This window comes from uncultured Lactobacillus sp. (assembly GCF_944327175.1).
In the GTDB taxonomy this organism is placed as follows: Bacteria; Bacillota; Bacilli; order Lactobacillales; family Lactobacillaceae; genus Lactobacillus.
The window spans coordinates 1-22,218 of sequence record NZ_CALVGT010000047.1; the positions used below are offsets into that span (position 1 = coordinate 1).

At 48.2% G+C, this 22,218-nt stretch carries 18 protein-coding genes; 15 read left to right on the forward strand and 3 right to left on the reverse strand.

The genetic code is table 11. From position 1 onward, the window contains the following. Positions 1 to 340 precede the first annotated feature (340 nt). Positions 341 to 1,075, forward strand: a complete 735-nt coding sequence (locus tag Q0J41_RS05905) for a hypothetical protein (protein WP_296227311.1) — start codon at positions 341 to 343, stop codon at positions 1,073 to 1,075. 66 nt (positions 1,076 to 1,141) lie between these two features. Here the strand turns inward: Q0J41_RS05905 and Q0J41_RS05910 are convergent, their stop codons facing one another. Then, the gene (locus Q0J41_RS05910; protein ID WP_296227313.1) at positions 1,142 to 2,212 is read right to left on the reverse strand and encodes an LLM class flavin-dependent oxidoreductase; all 1,071 of its coding nucleotides are present in this window, start codon (positions 2,210 to 2,212) and stop codon (positions 1,142 to 1,144) included. A 13-nt stretch (positions 2,213 to 2,225) separates the two neighbouring features. Further along, a complete protein-coding gene (locus Q0J41_RS05915; protein WP_296227315.1) occupies positions 2,226 to 3,968 on the reverse strand; it encodes a diguanylate cyclase in 1,743 nt (580 codons plus the stop codon). A 530-nt stretch (positions 3,969 to 4,498) separates the two neighbouring features. Between Q0J41_RS05915 and Q0J41_RS05920 the strand changes: the two genes are divergently transcribed. The 3 genes from Q0J41_RS05920 (at position 4,499) to Q0J41_RS05930 (ending at position 6,868) form a co-directional block, all read left to right on the forward strand. After that, entirely contained in the window at positions 4,499 to 5,512 is a 1,014-nt protein-coding gene (locus tag Q0J41_RS05920; RefSeq protein WP_296227317.1) for an NAD(P)H-dependent glycerol-3-phosphate dehydrogenase, read from the forward strand. Between the two features lie 138 nt (positions 5,513 to 5,650). Further along, positions 5,651 to 6,019, forward strand: a complete 369-nt coding sequence (locus Q0J41_RS05925) for a helix-turn-helix transcriptional regulator (protein ID WP_296227319.1) — start codon at positions 5,651 to 5,653, stop codon at positions 6,017 to 6,019. Between the two features lie 105 nt (positions 6,020 to 6,124). Beyond that, on the forward strand, positions 6,125 to 6,868 hold the full coding sequence (locus tag Q0J41_RS05930) for a hypothetical protein (RefSeq protein WP_296227321.1): 744 nt from the start codon (positions 6,125 to 6,127) through the stop codon (positions 6,866 to 6,868). A 330-nt stretch (positions 6,869 to 7,198) separates the two neighbouring features. Here the strand turns inward: Q0J41_RS05930 and Q0J41_RS05935 are convergent, their stop codons facing one another. Then, positions 7,199 to 8,071, reverse strand: a complete 873-nt coding sequence (locus tag Q0J41_RS05935; protein WP_296227323.1) for a DNA/RNA non-specific endonuclease — start codon at positions 8,069 to 8,071, stop codon at positions 7,199 to 7,201. 337 nt (positions 8,072 to 8,408) lie between these two features. Here Q0J41_RS05935 and Q0J41_RS05940 point away from each other — a divergent pair, with 337 nt between their 5' ends. The 11 genes from Q0J41_RS05940 (at position 8,409) to tagD (ending at position 22,081) form a co-directional block, all read left to right on the forward strand. Further along, entirely contained in the window at positions 8,409 to 11,876 is a 3,468-nt protein-coding gene (locus Q0J41_RS05940; protein WP_296227325.1) for a glycoside hydrolase family 68 protein, read from the forward strand. Positions 11,877 to 12,291: 415 nt separating this feature from the next. Then, a complete protein-coding gene (locus tag Q0J41_RS05945; RefSeq protein WP_296227327.1) occupies positions 12,292 to 13,272 on the forward strand; it encodes an LCP family protein in 981 nt (326 codons plus the stop codon). A gap of 210 nt (positions 13,273 to 13,482) precedes the next feature. Then, positions 13,483 to 14,136, forward strand: coding sequence for a sugar transferase (locus Q0J41_RS05950; RefSeq protein WP_296227329.1), 654 nt, complete (start codon positions 13,483 to 13,485; stop codon positions 14,134 to 14,136). Positions 14,137 to 14,151: 15 nt separating this feature from the next. Continuing rightward, positions 14,152 to 14,928: a DUF4422 domain-containing protein gene (locus Q0J41_RS05955; protein WP_296227330.1), complete on the forward strand. Its 777-nt coding sequence runs from the start codon at positions 14,152 to 14,154 to the stop codon at positions 14,926 to 14,928. Positions 14,929 to 14,948: 20 nt separating this feature from the next. Then, entirely contained in the window at positions 14,949 to 16,058 is a 1,110-nt protein-coding gene (gene glf, locus Q0J41_RS05960) for a UDP-galactopyranose mutase (RefSeq protein WP_296227333.1), read from the forward strand. 11 nt (positions 16,059 to 16,069) lie between these two features. Then, a complete protein-coding gene (locus Q0J41_RS05965) occupies positions 16,070 to 17,002 on the forward strand; it encodes a LicD family protein (protein ID WP_296227336.1) in 933 nt (310 codons plus the stop codon). After that, complete coding sequence (locus Q0J41_RS05970; protein WP_296227338.1) at positions 17,002 to 18,051, forward strand: glycosyl transferase; 1,050 nt, start codon at positions 17,002 to 17,004, stop codon at positions 18,049 to 18,051. Before Q0J41_RS05965 ends, Q0J41_RS05970 begins: the two co-directional genes overlap by 1 nt. A gap of 27 nt (positions 18,052 to 18,078) precedes the next feature. Further along, entirely contained in the window at positions 18,079 to 19,215 is a 1,137-nt protein-coding gene (locus tag Q0J41_RS05975) for a glycosyltransferase (protein ID WP_296227341.1), read from the forward strand. A 19-nt stretch (positions 19,216 to 19,234) separates the two neighbouring features. After that, entirely contained in the window at positions 19,235 to 20,668 is a 1,434-nt protein-coding gene (locus Q0J41_RS05980) for an oligosaccharide flippase family protein (RefSeq protein ID WP_296227343.1), read from the forward strand. Positions 20,669 to 20,688: 20 nt separating this feature from the next. After that, entirely contained in the window at positions 20,689 to 21,600 is a 912-nt protein-coding gene (locus Q0J41_RS05985) for a phosphorylcholine transferase LicD (protein WP_296227345.1), read from the forward strand. A gap of 16 nt (positions 21,601 to 21,616) precedes the next feature. Further along, complete coding sequence (gene tagD, locus Q0J41_RS05990) at positions 21,617 to 22,081, forward strand: glycerol-3-phosphate cytidylyltransferase (protein WP_296227347.1); 465 nt, start codon at positions 21,617 to 21,619, stop codon at positions 22,079 to 22,081. Positions 22,082 to 22,218: the final 137 nt, after the last annotated feature.

Genomic DNA, 22,218 nt, shown 5'->3' on the forward strand with positions numbered 1-22,218 from the left:
TCTACATTCTCGTACCTCTAAGAATTATTATATCACGTCTTACCGAACTGGATACGAACAAAAGGTAAAGAATTGATTTATTCTGTCAAAAGCAACAGTATGGACTAATTTGACTCAAAATTCTCTAACTATATAATGTTCATAGGCGGAAAAAAGTAAGTTAAAAGTCGGTATGAATAGAAAAAGATGGATAATTTTATCTACTTGCAGGATAAAAGCTTAATTCTAACTTTCTTCATTTTCTTCAATTCTTTGCTTAACATCCTTCGATAATTGAGTATAATTAAGAGCAAGTAATACAAAAATATTTTGATATCAATACAGGGAAAGGAATCGTATTATGAAGAACAACCGTTTAATGAAGAACCTTGGTAAAGCTACTGTTGCTGCTGCTCTGCTGGCTACTGGCGTAAGCCCAGTTCTAGCCGCAACTGAAAACAAGACTGAAGTTAAGAGCGACAAGCCTGCTGCTGAATCTTCATCAAAGAAGACCAGCTCAGTAAGCTCAGCAACTTCATCAAAGAAGACCAGCTCATCAGAATCATTAAAGGCTTCAAGCTCATCAGAAGCTTCATCATCAAGCAAGAAGGCTGCCAAGAAGAGTACTAAGAAGAACACCAAGAAGGCTGCTAAGAAGGCAACCAAGAAGAACGCTAAGAAGGCTGCAAAGAAGGCTGCAAAGAAGGCAACCAAGAAGAACGCTAAGAAGACTACCAAGAAGAGCACTAAGAAGGCTGCCAAGAAGAGCACTAAGAAGACTGCTAAGAAGAACACCAAGAAGACTGCTAAGAAGGCAACCAAGAAGAACGCTAAGAAGGCAACCAAGAAGGTAGCTAAGAAGTCAACTAAGAAGACTGCTAAGGACACTAAGAAGGCAGCCAAGAATGCTAAGAAGTCAACTAAAAAGGCTGCTAAGGACACTAAGAAGGCAGCTAAGACTACTAAGAAGTCAACTAAGAAGGCTGCTAAGAACACCAAGAAGGCAGCTAAGACTGCTAAGAAGTCAAGCAAGAAGGCTGCAAAGAAGACTAGCGCAAAGTCAACTTCAGCAAGCAAGACTAGCTCAGCTAAGTAATTAATTCCAAATTAATTTGAGCAAAAATAAAGGCTCTGTCATCAAGCGCGATGGCAGAGCCTTTTTTTAGTCTTTATTTACTTCCGGGAAAACGTACTTTTCCATGTCAGCCAGGCAGTCAGCGATCGGCCGCTTGGTTGGTTTGAAGTTGATGATCACGTGGTTTAAGCCTTCCTTGCGCTGCTTACGCCAGAATTGAGCCATGCTCTTGGCGCCCCCACGCAGGTAGATCTTGTTGAAGAGCTCGCATGGGGCGTCCGGGTCATCTAACAGCTCAACGAAGTTTTGGTAGCCGAAGGGATGCCAGTTGCCGTCCTCATTCAAGTCATTCAGCTTCTTAACCGCCGACGCCGTCTCATCTTCGCCGATCCCATGCCAGATCCAGGCGTCCGGCTCGTTAGCTAGCCAGGAGAGCTCCTGCCGGCAGCGGCCAATCGCTACCAGCGGCATTGAGTAGCCGTCTTCAAGCTGAGGAACGATGCTCAAAGACCCGGTCAGCTTGCCGTAGTAGTTGCCGCTGAAGTGCAGGCGGTTGGGATGTGTCAGAGATTTCTTGGTCAAGTCCCAGCCTTCTCTGAAGATCTCGCCGCGCTCATTCCAGTCCCGGCCAAAAGCCTTAAACTCATTCTTCCGGTCCCCGCTGACTAAGCCCAGCAGGAAGCGGTGGTTGCTGAGCCGGTCGATTGACACGGCGGCCTGGACCACGTAGATCGGGTTTCTCTCTGGTAAAATAAAGCCGGCAGACCCCAAAACAATCTTGTCTGTGGTCATGGCCAATGCGCCCAGGGTCGCGATCGGGTCCAGTCCCTGGCCTACGTCTCCAAAGTATTGGTCATAAAAAGGCACATCTCTGATCCACAAGGCGTCAAAGCCAGCAGCTTCTGCCGCTTTAGCGTAGTCGAAAAGGTCGCTGACATCTGCTATCTGGCTGTCCGGGTAACCCTTAAAAGGGGCCATTAAGCCGAAAGTCAATTTGCCCGGCTGAAAGACCTGCTTAAAGCCAGGGTGGTTGGAAAACTTCTTAGGATAGGTCACGCTCTTAGCATCGCTGCCCGCCCCTTGAAAAAGGGGACTGTCGTCCTGGCCCAGGATCTGCAGGTTGGGGATGTTCAGCTTATTTTCTTGTTCTTCAGCCATTTTTCTGTCTCCGTTAATTAAGGACGAAACTGATGTAAACCAAGGCGCCATAGCGCTGATTGACAGAATACTTTATGTCGCAGAAGACGCGCAAGGTCCGGGCATCTGCCGTCAAAATCTGGCAGTCGCCCCTAAAGCGCTCTTCATTAACCGCCGACTCGACAAAGTCGGTAAACTCCTCCTTGACCCGGGCCCGATCGCCTGGGGAAATCAAGTTGAGCAGGGACTGGCCGTAATAGTCGTAGAATTCTGACGACAATTCGCAGCCAAAGAGTTCCAGCAGGCTTTTGTTAACGTAGATGGCTTCTTTAGTATCCATCTGCATGATCAAAAGGGGGGTCGGGTCGCCCGCCGCCAGGGCCCTTAAACCCAGTCCCAGCCGGTTGTGTTGCTTTTTCTCTGACAGGCTGGACTTGTAGCTGGCAAAATTGTTCTTGCCGGTAATTTTAACCTCATACAGGGCAGCGTCGGCGAACCTCAAGGCCTCTTCATAATCCTTGGCCTGGCCCGGGAACTCGCTGTAGCCGATGGAAACGGAGAAAGGAATTGCTTCTCCGTTGCTTTCCGCTTCCTGCTTTAAAACGGATAGGCTCTTGATCGCAGACCGGTTGTCGCTCATTTTGCCGGGAAGAGCCACTACGAATTCGTCTCCGCCGTTTCTGCCGATGATAGCGTTTGGCCCGAAACATTGCTTCAAGTTCTTAGTCAGCTGGACTAAAACCGCGTCCCCGGTCTGGTGGCCAAAGACATCGTTGATCGATTTGAAGTCGTCGATGTCCAGCATGATTACCGTGGTCTCCGGCTGCTTCTTGGCTGACAGGCTCGCCAGCTTCCAGTCGAAGCCCTGCCGGTTGTAGGCCTGAGTCAAGGGGTCCAGGGTGGCTTCTCTTTCCAGAATTCGTCCGCTGATTCGCCGGTTGATCACCCAGAGCATGAGGACGGCAATGGCGAAGTCGATGATCACGATATAGCCCATGAACCAGTTCCACTTGTTGTAGAGCCAGCCCTTGACCGGAGCCAGCTTCAAGAGCCATTTGCTGTTGTCAGCAGTCGTGAAGCTGTAGGTGATTGGCTCGTGGAGGCTGCCCTTTTGCATGACTTGCTTGTAACTTGTATTTAAGGGTGAAACTTGCTTTTCTAATTCATAGCTGTAGCCGGCTGATTTAAGATTAGCCGCGGTTGAGGAGACGGTCTGGGGGATCCTCATCACTACGATGGCAAAGCCCCAGAATTGTTTCTTGCCCTTTCTCTTGATAAAAATCGGCGTCCGCATAATCACACCTTTTCCCCCTTGCTTTAGGGGAATCGGTCCCTGGGTCACGGTGACTTGGTGGGCAATCCCGTAGCGGCAAAGAGGGCCGCGGACCGGGTCGGTCAAAAGGTTGATCTTGCCTGCTTCGTTTCCTTTTAAAGGATAGATTTCAGTGACTTTCCCTTTAGGCGCCAGTTGCAGGTTGCTGGCCGCTTCGTTTTCTTCTAAAAGGTCCTTGGCCACGGTGGAGAAGTTCTCGACTTTGCCATTACCGGCCAAAAGCAGTTCCTTCAAAGTTGTCGACAGGGTCAAGGCGCTCTTGATCTCACCCTTCAAGGTCTGGGAGAAGTCGGTCGCCAGAGCTTGGGCCTGGTCGCGCTCGGAAGCTTTCTGCTGTTCCTGGACGTAATTGAGCAAGCTGAGATTGAAGATGACTAACAAAATTAAAGTGGCCGCGATGAGCAAGTAGTCGTTTTGATTTGCTTTCCTAAGCTGTTTAAACATTGCTGAATTACACCTTGTTTTTGCTATGATATAATTTCATATCAATTATAATATCGTTGGATAGGCATTATCCAAATTGGGAAAAAATAATCCTATTCTTTAGTATACTATATCGGATGGTATTGTTACAAAACGTTAAAATGTTATATAACTGAGAAAGCGATTAGAAAAAATCGCTCAACTTTTTAAAAAAGTGCATAAAAATGTTTAAATTCACGAAAACTATTGTCAAAGACTATTTTACATCATACAATAAGCTATGTAATAGTAAGCGGTTACTTTTAATAAACTCTTGAGTTTTTCACTTGGAGATAAATGCATAGCTGTTTTTGCTTACACTTTTTAATATAGCTATTCTCTAATGGACGTTTCAATTGGGAAACGTCTTTTTTGTGCAGTTAAAGCTAATTTTTTAATAATTAGTCTGGGGGCAAAGAGAAAGTTGCCGGCTGAGTGCTATAATAGGTTAGATCAGTGGCGGCCGTTTTGCCGCCGCGAATAGGAATCAACAAACTAAGTGAGGTAATAATATGGCAAAAATCGGTGTTTTGGGAGCAGGTACTTGGGGCATGGCACTGGCCAGGATGCTCAGCAACTCTGGTCGTGAAGTGACCGTCTGGTCAGCCCTGCCGCAAGAAGTCGACGAACTCTCAAGAACTCGTCGCCAGAAGAACCTGCCAGGTATGGTTATTCCTGACGAAATTAAATTTACCAAGGAAATCGCGGAAGCCTGCCAAGACAAGGACATCATCCTGTTCGCCGTACCATCAGTCTTCGTCCGCTCAACTGCCAAGACTGCCGCTGCCTTTATTCCAGACGGGCAGATCATCGTTGACGTGGCTAAGGGGATCGAACCAGACACCCTCTTAACTTTGACTGAAGTTATCGCTGACGAAGTAAACAAGGACGGCAAGCATGGCAATGTCCACTACGTTGCCCTGTCTGGCCCGACCCACGCGGAAGAAGTTGCCAAGGACCTGCCAACCACCATTGTCTCCGCCTGTGAAGACCAGGACGTGGCTGAAAAGGTCCAGGACGTCTTCATGAACAAGAACATGCGGGTTTACACCAACTCTGATCGCCTGGGTGTTGAGCTCTGCGGGGCTTTGAAGAACGTAATCGCTTTGGCAAGCGGGATCTGCTCAGGCCTGGGCTACGGGGACAACATGCGGGCTGCCTTGATCATCCGCGGGATGGCGGAAATCAAGCGCCTGGGCCTCAAGATGGGCGGCAAGGAAGATTCTTTTGACGGCCTGGCCGGCATGGGTGACTTGATCGTTACTGCTACCAGCAAGGAAAGCCGAAATAATAATGCCGGCTACTTGATCGGCAAGGGAAAGAGCGCTGAAGAAGCCAAGAAGGAAGTTGGTATGGTCGTTGAAGGGATCAACGCCATTCCAGCTGCCTTGGAACTGGCTGACAAGTATGACGTGGAAATGCCGATCGTCTTCGCCGTTGACGCCGTGGTCAACCGCGGTGCTGACGCCCGGGAAACCGTTGACGCCTTGATGCTGCGGGAAAAGAAGTCAGAAATGACCAAGTAAGAAAGTTAATTAAGAAGTCTGCGGAAGCAGGCTTCTTTTTTATCTGATATGTTCTTTTCTCAAAAAACGCAAAAACTTCTCATAAACATTTCATTTTATTACAACTTATGCTATGCTTATGACAGGTGGTGACTTTGGATGGAAAAGAACATGATTGGCAAGTATTTGCGAGACCTGCGCCGGCGGCGGGGGATGAGCCAGCAGGAGCTGGCCTTGGCCTTGGGAGTAAGCAAGCAGACAATCTCAAATTGGGAGGTTGGCCGCAAGGTGCCGCGGATGAAGGCCGTTGAGAAGATAGCGAATGTTTTTGGCGTGTCTAGAAACAGTATTCTGGCCGGTTTGCCGGTAGAAATGCTAGAACAGGAGGGGCAGGAAGACCGCAAGGTGGTCGACTTGACCGACCGCGATGTCCGTTTGACCTATCTGGGCCAGCAGGTGCCGCGAGAATATATTGACATCATTGAGAAGCTGATGCGCTGCGATATTTCCGAGCGCGATGCTCAGTAAGGCGGGAAGTTTCCGTCTTTTTCTTTTATCCAAGATCGTGGAAGCCTTTTCATTTGAAGTAGTATAATGAAAGAGTGATATTTGAAAAATAAGGGGGATAGAACGATGAAGGAGAAAAATTGGCTGACCTGGCTGACGGTTTTGGCCCTGGTCGTGGGCTTTGCCGCCATGGGGGCCAGCGTTTGGCTGAGCGCACAAGCTGCCAAGCAGACCCAGAGAAACAGCCAGCTGGCCGGCCAGCTCTACCAGGCCAGCCTGACTAGCAGCAGTGAAGCTTCCAGCGTAAAAAAGCGGCTGGACAAATTGGCGAGCGACAATTCCAGTTTAAAGAAGAAAAATTCCCGCCTGGCCAAGGAGAACCGGGCACTAAAAGAGGCCAACCCGGACCTGCCAGCAGCCGGCGCGGCCGCGGGATTAAATGTCTGGGAGACGGAGAAAAAAAGCGGCCAGCTCCAGCTGGAGATCGACAACCAGACCAGGCAGGCAGTGAGTGACCTGCTGGTTTTGGCGGTAGCAGCCAGCGGCCGGGTTACTTTAAGCGGCTTGCCCAGTTATTTCCCGGTGGGCGGGGCCAAGCCGCGCTACTTTTACCGCAAAGAAGTGGCGATTGGCAAGACGGAAGGAAGCTTGACCGGCGCTTACGCGGGTTCTAACCTGGTTTGCCTCTTTGCAGACGCCAGCGGCGTTTACTGGTTTAAGGGAAACCGGGGGAAAATAGAAAAAATCGGAAGCCAGGCCCACTTCAAGAAGCTGGAAGAGAGCCCGTTGCCGGTGAAGAAGACGAAAAAGAAGAAAAAGCAAACGAGCAAGAAAGCTGAAAAGCAGTCCAGCAAGAAGAAAGCAGAATAAAACGAAAGAGGAGCCCCAAGTTAGTTGGGACTCCTCTTTAAATAGATGTGTAAAAGGGGGATGGCATATGATATGGCGCTTCGATGCATTTATGAATAGAAAGGAATCGGTAAAAACGCGAAAGATGTTAGAAGTGTTAAATATGAATCGCCTAATATGCCAATATATTGTATCAAAACTGTACAAATAAGATAAAAGAGTATGTGTGTAAAAATGCAATATGAAAAGAGTATGATATAAAACCTTTACAGGAAAAGGTAGGTTCATCTCTCTTGCCTTTTCCTAATGCCAATATTACACAGGCCCTTGCAAAAAATCAAGAAATATGCCTTAGCGCAGGGCCCGGCGGTAGCCGGCTCTTTTGGCTTCTGTTTCGGTGCGGAAGTAGACCGCATTGGATGAATTCATGTGGTAGCCGGCCTGGCCTGGAACGTGGTAGATCTTAGACCGGCGGTTGCCGACGATCCGGCTGGTAGTGGAAGTCTTGATCTTCTTTTTAGAAGAAGTTGATTTTTTAGCAACGGTCTTCTTGGCAGACTTTCTCGCCACGCCGGTAACCAGGCTGGTACCGTTTGAATAGTTGAGCTTGACGCCGTCCTGGACGTTGAAGATGTAGACGTGGAAGCGGACAGCGTTGGAGCCAGTGGCCTGGGCCTCTATCTCAACCCCGCGGGCCAGGAGTTCCCGGCCGCGGAAGATTGGCTTGACCCGGTAGCGGATGTAGTGGCGGCTGGATGATTTGAGATAGCTGGCCACCTGGTTTTCGTACTTGAGCATGCCCGGGTCGTTTAATTGCCGGGTACCGGTGATTAGGTTCTTGGGGTTGTTGTTTTGCCCGGTCAGCTGGTAGCCGATCAGGTGGCTACGGTTGTAGAGCCAGCCGCCGGAGATCTTCTTATTGTGCCAGGCAGTCGGGTTCCAGTAAAGGGGCTCTCTGGCTTTGGTCGGCATGAGCCGCTTGTTCAGCAGGGCATCGGCTTCCCCAGCCCGGTTTAAAGAGTCCAGCTTATGGTAGCTCTGCCAGGCCCCCTTTTTAGTCGACAGGGTCTTTTTGGAAAAAGTTGGCCGGTTCCGGTTGACGGTGATAACTTTTTGCCCCTGGTAGTTGCGGTCAGCCAGGCTACTAGCTTTTGCGGGGCTGGCCACGAGGAAGCTGGCTGAAGCCAGCAGGAGGGCCGTTAATTTTTGTATTGCTTTCTTCACGGAAATTCCTCTTCTTTACAAAATCACTTTAGTGTTAGAACAAACAACTTTGCCATTCTAACATGATTGGATAAAGAAGGTAGGTAAAAATTCAAACTGAACGGTCTAAGATGAACAAAGCTTAATTTCTTAAGCTAAAAGTGAGAAAAATGGTCGCAGTAAAGCGATTTCCTCTTTAAATAGATAAGTCAGAAGGAATATTACAAAAAATGTGAAAGAAATGTTGTAAAATAAACGTATTGCTCAGTGTGCTTGTTAGCTGGCTGAGTAAAATGTGCAAATATTCTATATTTTTAAGTAATAGATAGACTGTTTTTTAGAGGAAAAACTTAAGGTTATGAAAAAGGAAGAAAAGAAACGCGGCCTGTTCGGCAAGGATTATTTGATGCTCTCAGCAATGACCATCGGCTTGCTTGCTGGCGCGGGCAAGGCACAAACTGTTAAGGCTGATACTGTTGAAAAGGCAACGACTGAAGCCAAGGCAGCAACTACTGCAGCCACAACTACTGCAGCCACAACTACCGCCAACACTACTGCTGCGACTAACACTACTGCAGCAACTACTACGACTACTACAGCTAATACTACGACTGCAACTAATAACAATACCGCAGCCGGCACTAACAACACCAATACCACGAATAACGGGACTGCCAACACCAACCAAGCTACTACTGGCACGACCACTGGCACTCCGGACCCAACTAACCCAGGTTCAACCGGTACGACCGCTGGTACTCCGGACCCAACCAACCCAGGTTCAACTGGTACCAACACCGGCACTAAGACTGATACTAAGAGTACTGGGAACACGACGGATAACCCAGGTTCATCTAGCGACAACACCCAGACTCACCCAGGCTCATCTACTGGTAATACCTCCAGTGATGAAACTTCAGAACTTGGGAAGCAAAACGTCAGTGAAGATGTTTCAAACGAAAACATTGGCGAAGGCTCAGTTATCAACAGCTATTTGACCACGCAAGCTGCCAAGGACAACTACGCCAAACTGAATGACACTGGCAAGAAGATCGTGGCTGCTGCTTTGAGAGAAGGCAGCACTTTGGAACTGGACAAGCTGACAGACACGCAGATCGCTGCCTTGAACAAGATGGTTCTGAACAAGACTGAAGACAGTCAGTACACTTTGAAGGACTACGACTCAATCACCAAGAAGATCGTTGAACGCGACAGTAGCTCCCAAATCCCGCTCTTTAAGGGGGAAAAGGTTGTCAACATGCCTGGCCTAGACAAGGTCAAGGACGCTGAAACTGGCGAAGACGCAACCATGGACATTTGGGACTCCTGGCCAGTTCAAGATCCAGAAACAGGCTACGTGCAAAACTGGAACGGCTACCAGCTGGCTGTGGCCATGATGGGGATTCCGCACAAGAGCGACAGCCACTTGTACCTGCTTTACAACAAGTATGGTGACAACAACTTTGCTAACTGGAAGGTTGCCGGTTCAATCTTTGGCTACAACAATGACCCGAAAGCTGGCCAATGGTCCGGTTCAGCTATGCTTAACGCTGATGGCTCAATCCAATTGTTCTATGCTAACGTTTTCGCCCAAGAAAGCAACAACCAAAGAGTTGCCACTATCACGGTTAACATTGGCGAGAACGCTGACGGTGTTTACATTAAGAACACTGAAAACGACCACATTCTCTTTATCGGTGATGGTACTGTTTACCAAAACTATGAACAGTGGAAGAACAGCGAAAACCGCGGTGCCAACAACCCGCAAATGCGTGACGGCCACGTCTTCAAGGACAGTGACGGTACTTACTACCTGGCCTTTGAAACTGCTACTGGTGATCTCGGTGACGACCCAGAAGGTGCTGATAACCTGTATGACTGGAGCAGATACGGCGGCAACGCGGCTTACAACGTAAGTGAATTGTTCAAGTTGCTCAACAGCACCGACATGAACACCAGAGCAGCCGTAAGTAACAGTGCTATCGGTTTGCTCAAGCTTGATATGAGCGACCCTAAGAATCCTAAGGTAGCTACTGACGAAAATGGCAAGCAAGTTCTGTACAAGCCGCTTGTTAAGACTGTTCTGTCCGGTGACGAAATTGAACGTCCTGACTTGATCAAGCTGAATGGTAAGTACTACCTGTTTATTGACGGCCGGGTTAACCACGCTTCAGATACTGACTTAGCCGTTAAGACCAACATTGCCGTTGGTGATAACGTTACTATGCTTGGTTTTGTTTCTGACAAGGTAGACGGCGACTACATTCCTCTGAACGGTGACGGTTTGGTACTTGGCGCGTCTGTACCATCAACTTGGCGGACTGCTACCTACTCATATTACGTAGTCAAGATCAACCCTGCCAACTTGAATAGCGACAAGATTACGGTTAACGGAGTAACTTACGACAAGGACTACTTCGCTAACCACGTTGTTTTGATTAACGCCTACATGGGTAACCGGGGTGAAATTGCCGGCAAAGGTCTCAACTCAACTCTTGGGCCAAGCTTCCTGGTTCTGATTGATGGCGACAAGACGACTGTCTTGGCTAACTCAGTTACTGACCAAGGTGTTTGGGACTGGAACGAAAACAGTCCTAAGCCAGAACTGGCAGCTGCATCCTTAAAGGAAGCAAAGCGGTCAACCGACAGCTTCAGCTTCCAAGTTAACAAGGACGGCTACTGGTACCTGTACAACGATTCAACCGATGACGGCTCAATCAAAATGCAGACCGGTTTCCAATACCTGGCTGGCCAAAACAAGACGGTTTACTACGACCCAGCTACTGGCCACATGATGTATGGCCTGCAAAAGATTGACGGCAAGACTTACTACTTTGCTCCAGGTTCAGGTGCCCGGCTTGGCGGTCAAATCAAGATCGACGGCTATTGGTACCTCTTCAGCAAGGAAGATGGCGTAATGCAGACCGGTTTCCAATACTTGGCTGGTCAAAACAAGACGGTTTACTACGACCCAGCTACTGGCCACATGATGTATGGCCTGCAAAAGATTGACGGCAAGACTTACTACTTTGCTCCAGGTTCAGGTTCCCGGTTTGGCGGCCAAATCAAGATCGACGGCTATTGGTACCTCTTCAGCAAGGAAGATGGCGTAATGCAGACTGGCTTCCAATACCTGGCTGGCCAAAATAAGACTGTCTACTACGACCCAACTACCGGCCACATGCTCTACGGCATGCAAAAGATCAATGGCAAGACTTACTACTTCGCTCCAGGTTCAGGTGCAAGAGTTGTCGGCCAAATTAAGATCAATGGCAAGTGGTACATGTTCAACAAGAAGACCGGCGTAATGCAGACTGGCTTCCAGTATATTGCCAGCCAAAAGAAGACTGTCTACTACAGCCCTAAGACCGGCCAAATGCTGTATGGCCTGCAAAAGATCAACGGTAAGTGGTACATGTTTGACAAGCGCTCAGGTGCCAAGATCAGCTACCAAAAGGTTGGTACTTACATCCGCTTGAAGCACAACGCTGCACTTTACTCAGCTAAGGGCAAGAAGACTAAGGCTAAGAGTTACAAGAAGGGCCGGTACACCAAGTCTGTCGGTATCCGGATCATCAAGGGCAAGGTTTACTACAAGCTCAGCAACGGCAAATACATTAAGGCCGGCAACATTACTGTCGGCAAGAAGCGGACTCTTAAGAAGAATGCCTACATCTATGTCAAGAAGGGCAAGAAGGTCAAGGCACTTAAGGGTGTGCAAAAGAAGGGCAGAAAGAAGTACACTTACGGCTCCGTTGTGATCTTCCAAGGTAAGAAGTTCTACGCAGTAGCTAGTGGTAAGTACATCAAGTCCGCAAACTTCTAAAATCAAGTAAGCAGAAAATCCCGCGTCAGCGGGATTTTTTTCTTTGACCAAGATGTGAAAATACTCTTCAAAAAATGGTTCTAACTATAATTCTAATTCCACTTACAATTATGGTTACGGCACGCGGGACAGCGGTCAAAATATGTACGGTCAAAACAGTGGTACCGGATACTAATCATAAAAAATTACAGAGGAGTTAAGGGCCGATCTTTGACTCCTCTTTTTGTGTATGGCTTTTTATCAATAGAGTTTAAATGGCGGAGAGATCTGCTAGAATTGAAGTGTTAGCTAGGCATTTGTCTAAGTTTTTTTAAAAAAACAGAAGAAAGAGGATTTGTCTGGTGCAGACCCGGAGTTTTTATATATAATGAAACTATTACATCTATTCTAAAGATTGGACATATGGTGAAAAGCTGTGAATGAGAAAAAGTTAAATACAAGAACCGAGAAACGCAAGAGGCGTAACAAGTTTTGGCGGATCTTCTGGATTGTCGTTGGGGTACTTGTGGTTGGCCTGGCTGGCTTTGTCTGGTATGAATACAGTTCAGTTAAGAACGCGGCCAATACTGCTTACCGTTCAGGCGGGATCAGCAGCGCGGAAAACGGGAGTAAGAACGACGTTATCAGTAACAAGAAGCCGCTGGCGGTCCTCTTGATGGGGACTGACACCGGGGCTTTGGGCAGAACATACAAAGGCCGGACCGACTCCATCATGGTCGCGGTCTTGAACCCAAAGACGAAGAAGACCACCCTGGTCAGCTTCGAACGTGACATTCAAGTCAACCTGCCGGATTATCCGGAATACTCACCGTCTAAGCTGAACGCAGCTTATGCATACGGTAATGCTGGTGAACTTGCTAAGGTACTGAAGAAATACTTCAACATCCCGATCAATGCCTACGTGTTGGTTAACATGGGCGGGCTTAAGACCATCGTCGACAAGGTTGGCGGGGTTGACATCGCACCGGTTCTGAGCTTCAGCTACGAAGGCTACACATTCACCAAGGGGCAGATGACCCACATGGACGGGGCTAAGGCTCTGGCATACAGCCGGATGCGGTATGATGATCCAGAAGGTGACTACGGCCGGCAAAAGCGGCAGCGGCAAGTGCTGCAGGCCCTGGTCAAGAAGGCCGAATCAGCCCAGACACTGCTGAACACCAGCTTTGTTTCATCATTGTCCAAGCAGGTTCAAACCGACTTGACCTTCAGTGACTTGACTTCCCTGGCAACATCGTACTTGCCAGCCACGAAAAATGTCGTAACTGACTATACCCACGGCACTGGTTTCATGCAGGATGGCGTATCTTACCAGAATGTATCTACGGCTGAACGGCAAAGAATCAGTGACTTGATCAGAAAAGCCATGGGTTTGAAGACAAAGTCAGTTCAGTAATTGCAAATAATTTAGAGAATGCTGGATGTGATCATCCAGCATTTTTGTTTATAGCTATAGCCTGTTATTGATAGTGCACAATACAAGTAAAAGATGTTATACTTAGTTACAATACGGTTAGTGGTGTCTTTAGCAAATGTGTTAAAGCAAATGCAATTTTGTGTAAAAGACAGCCAAAATTGTTTAGTTATTAAGTTGTACGGGTAATAAATGAGTAAAAAAGAGAAATCGTCCAATTACGAGAAAAAACTGGGCGCCTACAAGTATATAAAGAGATTCTTGGACATTGTCGGCAGCTTGCTGGCTCTGATAGTTTTCTCGCCGATTTTCTTGATTCTGTCTCTGATCATTAAGAGCCAGGACGGCGGATCAGCCTTTTTTGCCCAAGAAAGAATCGGTAAGGGCGGCAAGCCCTTTATGATGTACAAATTCCGTTCGATGCGAATGGACGCGGAGGGAATTTTAAAAAGCGATCCTGATTTGTATGCCAAGTATGTAGCCAATGACTACAAGCTGCTGGCTGATGAAGATCCAAGAATCACCCCGATTGGCCGCTGGATGCGGCGGACTTCAGTTGATGAGCTGCCGCAGTTCGTCAACATTCTCAAGGGTGATATGAGCATTATCGGCCCCCGCCCGGTGGTGGAAAAAGAACTGGAAGAATACAGTGAGCACAAGGACAAGTTTCTCTCGGTCAGGCCAGGTGCCATGGGCCTTTGGCAGGCAACGGGCCGGAGCAACATCGGCTACCCGGAGCGCTGCGACGTTGAGCTGGAATACATTGACAATATCTCTTTTGGATATGACGTAAAAATTTTCTTCCAAACAATTTTCAGCATCTTCAAAAAAGAAGGAGCTTACTAAAACAGGGGGAAACTAGTGAAAATTAAAGTATTAGTCGCGGCACACAAGCAGTTTCCAATGCCGGCTGACTCTGTCTATTTGCCAGTCCTGGTCGGTGCGGTCAAGAACTACAAGCCGGGAATCGATTACCAGCGCGATGATGCTGGTGAAAACATTTCGGCCAAGAACCCCTATTATAATGAACTGACGGGGATCTACTGGGCCTGGAAAAACTTAAAGGACGTTGATGCAGTGGGCCTGGTCCATTATCGACGCTATTTTTATGTTAAGAAGCCTTTTAGTTTGGAAAATGTTGCCAAGGAAGCCGACTTTGCCAAATTACTTGAAAAATATGACGTAATTGTTCCAACTAAGCGGAACTACTACATTGAGAGCAACTATGATCACTATGTTCATGCCCATCCGGCAGAGCCACTGGACAAGACCCTTGAAATTATCGCGGCAGACTATCCAGACTATCTGCCGGCTTTTGACATGATGATGAAGCGGCGCAGTGCCCACATGTTTAACATGTTCGTCATGAAGAAGGAGCAGTTTAACGATTACTGTGAATTCATCTTCAGCGTTCTTAGCGAGCTGGAAGGACAAATCGATATTTCCGGCTACTCAGTCCAGGATCAGCGGGTCTATGGCTATATTTCTGAAAGATTGATGGACGTCTGGCTCTACACGACCAAGCAGAACTATACTGAGATGACCTGGGGCCAGCTGGGCGGCGAAAAGAAGATAGTGAAAGGGATCAACCTGATCAAGCGCAAGTTTGGCATTGGCAAGAAGCAGACCCACTTTTAAATAAAAGGAGCAAAACAAGTATGAGCAAGTATTTAGTAGTTGGCGCCGGCCTTTTCGGTGCTATCTTTGCCCGTGAAGCAGCTAAGCGGGGCCACGAAGTTACGGTAATCGAAAAACGCGACCACATCGCCGGCAATATCTACACCAAGGAAATTGACGGCATCCAGGTTCACCAGTACGGTGCCCACATTTTCCACACTTCAAACAAGGAAGTCTGGAACTATGTCCAGCAGTTCGCGGAATTCAACCGCTACACTAACAGCCCGGTAGCAAATTACAAGGGCAAGATGTACAACCTGCCTTTTAACATGAACACCTTTACCCAAATGTGGGGCGTCCGGACGCCGCAAGAAGCCATGGACAAGATCAACGAACAGCGCTCTGAAATGGTGGGCAAGACGCCGCAAAACCTGGAAGAACAGGCTATTTCTTTGATCGGTCGGGACATTTACGAAAAGCTGATCAAGGGCTACACGGAAAAGCAGTGGGGCAGAAAAGCAACTGAACTGCCGGCCTTCATTATCAAGCGCTTGCCAGTTCGTTTGATTTACGACAACAACTACTTCAACGACGACTATCAAGGGATTCCTAAGGGCGGCTACACCAAGCTGGTGGAAAACATGCTCAAGGATGACAAGATCACGGTTGAACTGGACACTGACTTTTTCGCCAAGAAGGATGAGTACCTGCAAAAGTTTGACAAGGTAGTCTACACTGGCCCGATCGACGAATTCTTTGACTATCGCTTGGGTGAACTGGAATACCGGTCCCTGCGTTTTGAAACTGAAGAAAAGAACGTCGGTAACTACCAAGGCAACGCCGTGATCAACTACACCGACGCAGAAACGCCTTATACCCGCGTTATTGAACACAAGCACTTTGAATTTGGCAAGGGTGACCCGGACAAGACTATCATTACCCGGGAATACCCAGCCGACTGGCACAAGGGCGATGAGCCTTACTACCCGGTCAACAATGACAGAAACAACGACTTGTACGCTCAGTATAAGGAAATGGCTGACAAGGAAGATGCCAAGGTCATCTTTGGCGGCCGCCTGGGCCAGTACAAGTACTACAACATGGACCAGGTCATCGCGGCTGCTTTGGAAGCTGTTAATGAGGAATTTTAGGAAGCAGCTGTATGAGTAAATTAGGAACTAAGGACGGATTCGCGGCCCAGAAGAATGCTTTTGGGGACAGCGACCACGTAGTTTACGTTGAAGGCGAAGATTTAAAAAAGCTGAAACAGACCCTGCTGGGGATGCTCCAGGACTTCATGGCTGTTTGCGCCAAGTATGACCTCAACTACACCCTAAGCGGTGGATCAGTCTTGGGCACGATCAGACACCGGGGCTTTATTCCTTGGGATGATGATATCGATGTCAATATGCCTAGAAAAGACTTCAACAAGCTTAAGGAAGTTTTTGATAAAGAATTAGGAACTGGCTATAAGCTCCTTGCCCCGGAACTTACCCCGGGTTATGGGGCAGCTGCCAGCCGCTTCATCAAGAAGGGTACGGCCTACCGGACCTTTAATGATGTTGCTGAACCAAGAGAGAACTGCGGAATCTGCATTGACATTTTTGTCCTGGAAAACACTCCGGATAATGCCCTTGCCCGCAAGCTCAGAGGCTACTGGAGCTTGGCGGTTGGCTACTTGCTCAGCTGCCGGAAGGTTTATGACTACTTGCCAAAGCTCTTGGAAATCCAGGATACGCCAGAAGTCAGAGCAACGTTTGCTAAAAAGTACAAGATTGGCCGCTTCTTCAAATTTATTCCTTTGGATACAGCCGCTCACTGGACCTACAAGGTTTATTCCGGCTGCAAAAATGACAACTCCAAGTACGTGACGATTCCCAGCGGCCGCAAGCACTACTTTGGAGAAATGGACAGCCGGGAGAATATGTGCAAGACCACGGAAGGAACTTTCGAAGGTATCAAAGTCAAACTGCCAGCCGGGATTGAAAGTTATATGACCCGCCTTTACGGCCCGGACTATATGACTCCGCCGCCAGCAGACAAGCGGGAAAAGCACCCGCTATTTGAATTCAGCTTGGGGGAAGACAAGGATTAATGAAAAAATACCAGATTTTTGAAGTTTTCAGTTCAGACGACACTGCCTTGGGCAAGGCTCCGTCCGATATCAATCAGATCGCAGAAAAGGCGGGCTTTGAAAGCTTACGCTTAGTCCGGGTCTGTGCGGGAAAAAAGGATGCTCTTTCCCGGGTTCGTCGGCAGCTGCACTACCGCTTCAGCTGGCAGAAGCTCTACAAGCAGATCGAACCTGATTCTATCGTCCTCTTCCAAGCACCATCCCGGGATCACCAGTTGCAGCGGGAAGAAACTCTGGCCAAGCTGAAGAAAGAAAAGAAGGTTAAATTCATCTACCTGGTTCACGACGTGGAAGAGCTGCGGCAATTCTTCTATAAGAAGTTTTTCGCGGACGACTTTGAGCAGATGATGAAATATGCTGACTGCTTGATTGTTCATAACGATTCCATGAAGCAGTTCTTTGAAGGCCGCGGCGTTGCGCCGGAGAAGCTGGTTACCTTGGGGATTTTTGACTACTTAATCCCGGCTGGCGAGATCAACCAGGTCAAGTTTGAACGGGCTGTTTCTGTCGCCGGTAATCTGGATGTCCGTAAGACCCAGTATTTGAACGATATCGGCAAAATCGACGCCAAATTCAACCTTTACGGGCTGAATTTCACTTTGGATGCCTACAAGAATGTCGAATACCATGGAGCCTTTCCAGCCGATGAAATTCCCAAGCAACTAAATTCCGGCTTTGGCTTGATCTGGGACGGCAGCAGCATTGAGACCTGTGACGGGCCTTTTGGCAACTACCTTCGTTACAACAATCCCCACAAGCTCTCCTTGTATCTGGCTTCAGCCCTGCCAGTTATTATCTGGAGCCAGGCAGCTGAAGCCAGCTTTATCAAGAGCAGGAATTTGGGCTTGACCATTGACTCTCTGCGTGACCTGCCGGAAGTTTTAAAAAATGTGACGGAAGAGGAATACGCAACTTTCGCGGCTAATGCCAGAGAAGTGGCTAAGCAGCTGAGAGCAGGTAATTTTACCAAGACTGCCTTGGAAAAGGCCGTTAAGAGTTTAGAAAAGTAAGACGCAAGTAAAAGAACAGGTGATAGCGTGAGTGACAAGTTGAAGGTGCTTTTGATCCGGGGGATGCTCTACTACGATGGGGTGACCTCAGTTGAATACGAATGGATCAAGACCCTCCACGACCGGGTGGACTATGATTACGTCCTGCTCGATCCAGATAAGAGCGTTCCGGAAAAAGAAGCAGCTGTAGAGGCTTTTGGCGTCCATGTCTACCCTCTGCGCTATTCAGGAAGGAATTCTTTTGAGAGCCACCGCAACCGGGTGGCCGTAGTTGACCAGTTTTTAAAAAAGCACCACTATGACGTGGTTCATATCGACACTGACCTGCCCAGCCGTTATGATATGGCTAAGGTGGCCCGGGAAAATGGCGTCAAGCGCGTGATTGTCCACTCCCACAATGCCATGCAGCACTTGCACGGCATCCAGAAGCTGCCCGGCTTCGTGACCTATGAGCGCAAGCAGATTGCCCGCTATGCCACGGATCTGGCGGCTTGTTCAAAAGAGGCTGCTGCCTGGCTTTTTAATCCTAAAGACCAAGGCAGGGTCCAGATTATCCACAATGGGATTAACCGGGACCGCTACGTTTTTGCTGAAGAAAAGCGGCAGGCAACCAGAGAGGAACTGGGCTTAACGGCTGACCAGCTCTTGCTGGGTAATATCGGCCGCCTGGCTGACCAAAAGAACCAGCTTTTCTTGGTAGACATTTTTAATGAACTGGTCAAAAGCAAGCCGCAAGCCCACCTGCTTTTGATCGGGAACGGGGAAAGGGAAGCAGACCTGCGGGCCAAGATCAAGGACTTGGGCCTTGAGGAAAAGGTGACCATGATCTTGTCTACAGACAAGATTCCAGACTACTTATTTGCCATGGATGCCTTTGTCATGCCTTCTCTTTACGAAGGACTGCCGGTAACCCTGCTGGAAGCGCAGACGACCGGTCTGCCATGCGTGATTTCTGATGTCATCAGCTCAGAAATGGACTTTGAGGGCTTGATTTTCCGGGAAGACTTGCAGGCCGAGCCGGCTGCCTGGGCTAAGTTGATCGCGCAAGTGGCCAGCCAGGCCAGCGGCCAGGACCGCCGGCAATATGCTAGCCAGCTGACCAAGCTGGGTTATGACAAGCAGGAATCTGCCGAGCAGGTTTACCAGATGTACTTGGGAAAGTAGTATCAGATCGGAAGCGTTAATGAAGAATCCTAGTGTTAAAAAGAATATAGTTATCAGTACCTTGTACCAGATTCTGGCAATCATTACGCCGCTGATTACGGCACCTTACGTTTCCAGAGTCATCGGGACTGACGGGATCGGGGCCTACAGCTGGACTTCCTCAATCCAGACCTACTTCTCCTTGGTCGCGGCCTTGGGGACGGCGTCATACGGGATGCGGGAAATTGCCCGCAACCGCAACGATGTCAAAAAGCGGAGCCAGATTTTTTGGGAAATTGAGCTACTGAGCGTATTTACCTCTCTGGCCATGCTGCTGTTATGGGGAATTTACCTGGGCTTTCAAAGCCACTACCGGGTTATATTCCTTATCTTAACCTTGAACCTTTTCAACACTATGCTGGACATCTCTTGGTTTTTTGATGGCTTAGAGCAATTCCAGTACACAGTGACCAAGAACGCCTTGGTCAAAGTGGCCGGGGTTATCTTGATCCTGCTCTTTGTCAAGAGCCCTAAGGATACCAACCTTTATGTCTTCATTATGACGGGGACGACTTTGCTGGGGACCATGTCTATGTGGCTGGAGCTGCATAAGTTCGTGGTAAAAGTTCCAATCAAACTGGCCAACTTGAAACGGCACTTCCATGAAACGCTGATCTACTTTATTCCAACCATTGCCACCTCCATCTATACTTATATGGACAAGACCTTGATCGGCTTCATGACCCAGAACAATGCGGAAAATGCCTACTATGAGCAGGCAACCAAGATCATCAATTTGACTAAGGCGGTGACCTTTACCGCCGTCAACAGTGTCCTGGGGGCCAGAATTTCCTACTTATTTGCTAAGAAAAAAGAAAAGGAAATCAAGCAGCGGATCCAAGGATCCATAAATTACATCCTCTTCATCGGGGTCGGGATCGGCTTTGGCCTGCTCGGAATTGCGGATACCTTTGTGCCCGTCTTTTTTGGTCATGGCTGGGATAAGGTGGCGCTTTTGCTCCGCTTGTTCAGCCCACAGATCGTGATTATCGGGATTTCCAACTGCTTGGGTTCGCAATACTACAACCCGGCTGGCCTGCGGAAGCAAAGCGCTGTTTACATCATCATAGGGGCAGCCGTCAACTTTGTCTTGAACCTGTTCTTAATTCCGCGCTTTGCCAGTGCTGGGGCAACTTTTGCCTCAATCATCGCGGAATTGACAATCAGTCTGCTTTACCTTTACCATGACAATGGATACTTGGAGCCGGCTTATATTGGCAAGGTGATTTGGAAGAAGCTGATTGCTGGGACTTTGATGATGCTAGTGATCCTGGCCTTGAATCCGTTTGGCCATCCTGGCATCATCAAGCTGGGCATCCAATTTGTTTTAGGCGCTGGAACTTACCTGGTCACCTTGTTTATCTTAAAGGACGACTCGGTTAGCCTGCTTAAGAAGATTTTGGGCAGAGGATAAGGGAGAATTTAGAAAAGACAATGGATAATATTAAGCTCAAGCTCTCAGACGATTTTTTCAAAGAAGAAGTCAGAAACGACTATACGGTCAGCTCGGAAATGAAGAAGATTTGGGCTGTGGAACTGGATCTCTTGGACCAGCTGGACCGGGTCTGCCAGAAATATGACATTCCCTGGTACCTGTCAGGCGGCTCTCTTTTGGGGGCGGTGCGCCACCACGGCTATATTCCTTGGGATGATGACATCGATTTGATGATGTACCGGAAGGACTTTGACCGTCTGTGCGAAGTTGCTAAGGACGAATTCGCTGAGCCTTACTTCTTCCAAACTGAAGAGACTGACCCCGGCACCATGCGGGGGCACGCCCAGCTGCGCAATTCCATGACTACGGCCATCCTCAAGTCTGAACAGAACTTCCACTACCAGTTCAACCAGGGGATTTTTATCGATATCTTCCCATTGGACAATGTGCCAGATGATCCGGAAGAGCGGCAGGCTTTTGTCAAAAACGTCAACCAGCTCAAGCACCGGGCCCGGCAGTTCTACAACTACTGCAATGGCTACCCGAATAAGAATCTGTCCAGCTTGAAGAAGTTTCTCCTTTACACCAAGTTCTTTTTTGAAAAGAAAAGGAGTAGAGGCCGCAACATTTACTACGACCGCTTTGCCAAGGAAATTACCAAATATGACGACCAAGATACCCAGGAAGTCATGATGGTCATGCTGGAAACGGAAAAGTGCTGCTGGCAGCGCAAGTATGTGGCAAATCCAGTCAGAGTGCCGTTTGAGATACTCAGCCTGCCGATTCCAAAGGATTACGATCCTTTACTGACCAAGCAGTATGGCAAGTGGAATGTCTTTGTCAGAGGCGGCTCTATCCATGGCTCAGTCATCTTTGATCCAGACAAGTCTTACAAGGAATACCTGAAATAGGGGACAAGGAGCAATTATGAAACGCGTAATTACTTATGGAACATTTGACCTGCTGCACTACGGACATATCAACCTGCTGAGAAGGGCCAAGGCCCAGGGCGACTATTTGATCGTTGCCTTGTCTACTGATGAGTTCAACTGGAATTCCAAGCACAAGAAGACCTACTTCTCATATGAGCAGCGCAAGCAGCTGCTGGAGGCCATCCGCTACGTTGACTTGGTTATCCCAGAAAAAGACTGGGACCAAAAGCGCAGCGACATGCACGAATACCACATTGACACTTTTGTCATGGGGGATGACTGGAAGGGCAAGTTCGACTTCTTGAAAGAAGAAGGTGTCAACGTCGTTTATCTGCCAAGAACCCCGGAGATTAGCTCATCAAAGATTAAGCATGACCTGTATGATGCTAACGAGGTAACTGAAGAAAGCAAGTTGTCTCACGATGATTTGAACACTGATCCGGACCACGATAAAAAGTAAATCGGTAAAGTAAAACATACTAATCTAGTGTTGGATGATTACTCGACGGAGTAGTCGTTCAACACTTTTTCTTTTACTATGTAAAGTGGAGATGAAGCCAATGCCGTGGCGCTCTTGGACACATGATGTCGTAAGTA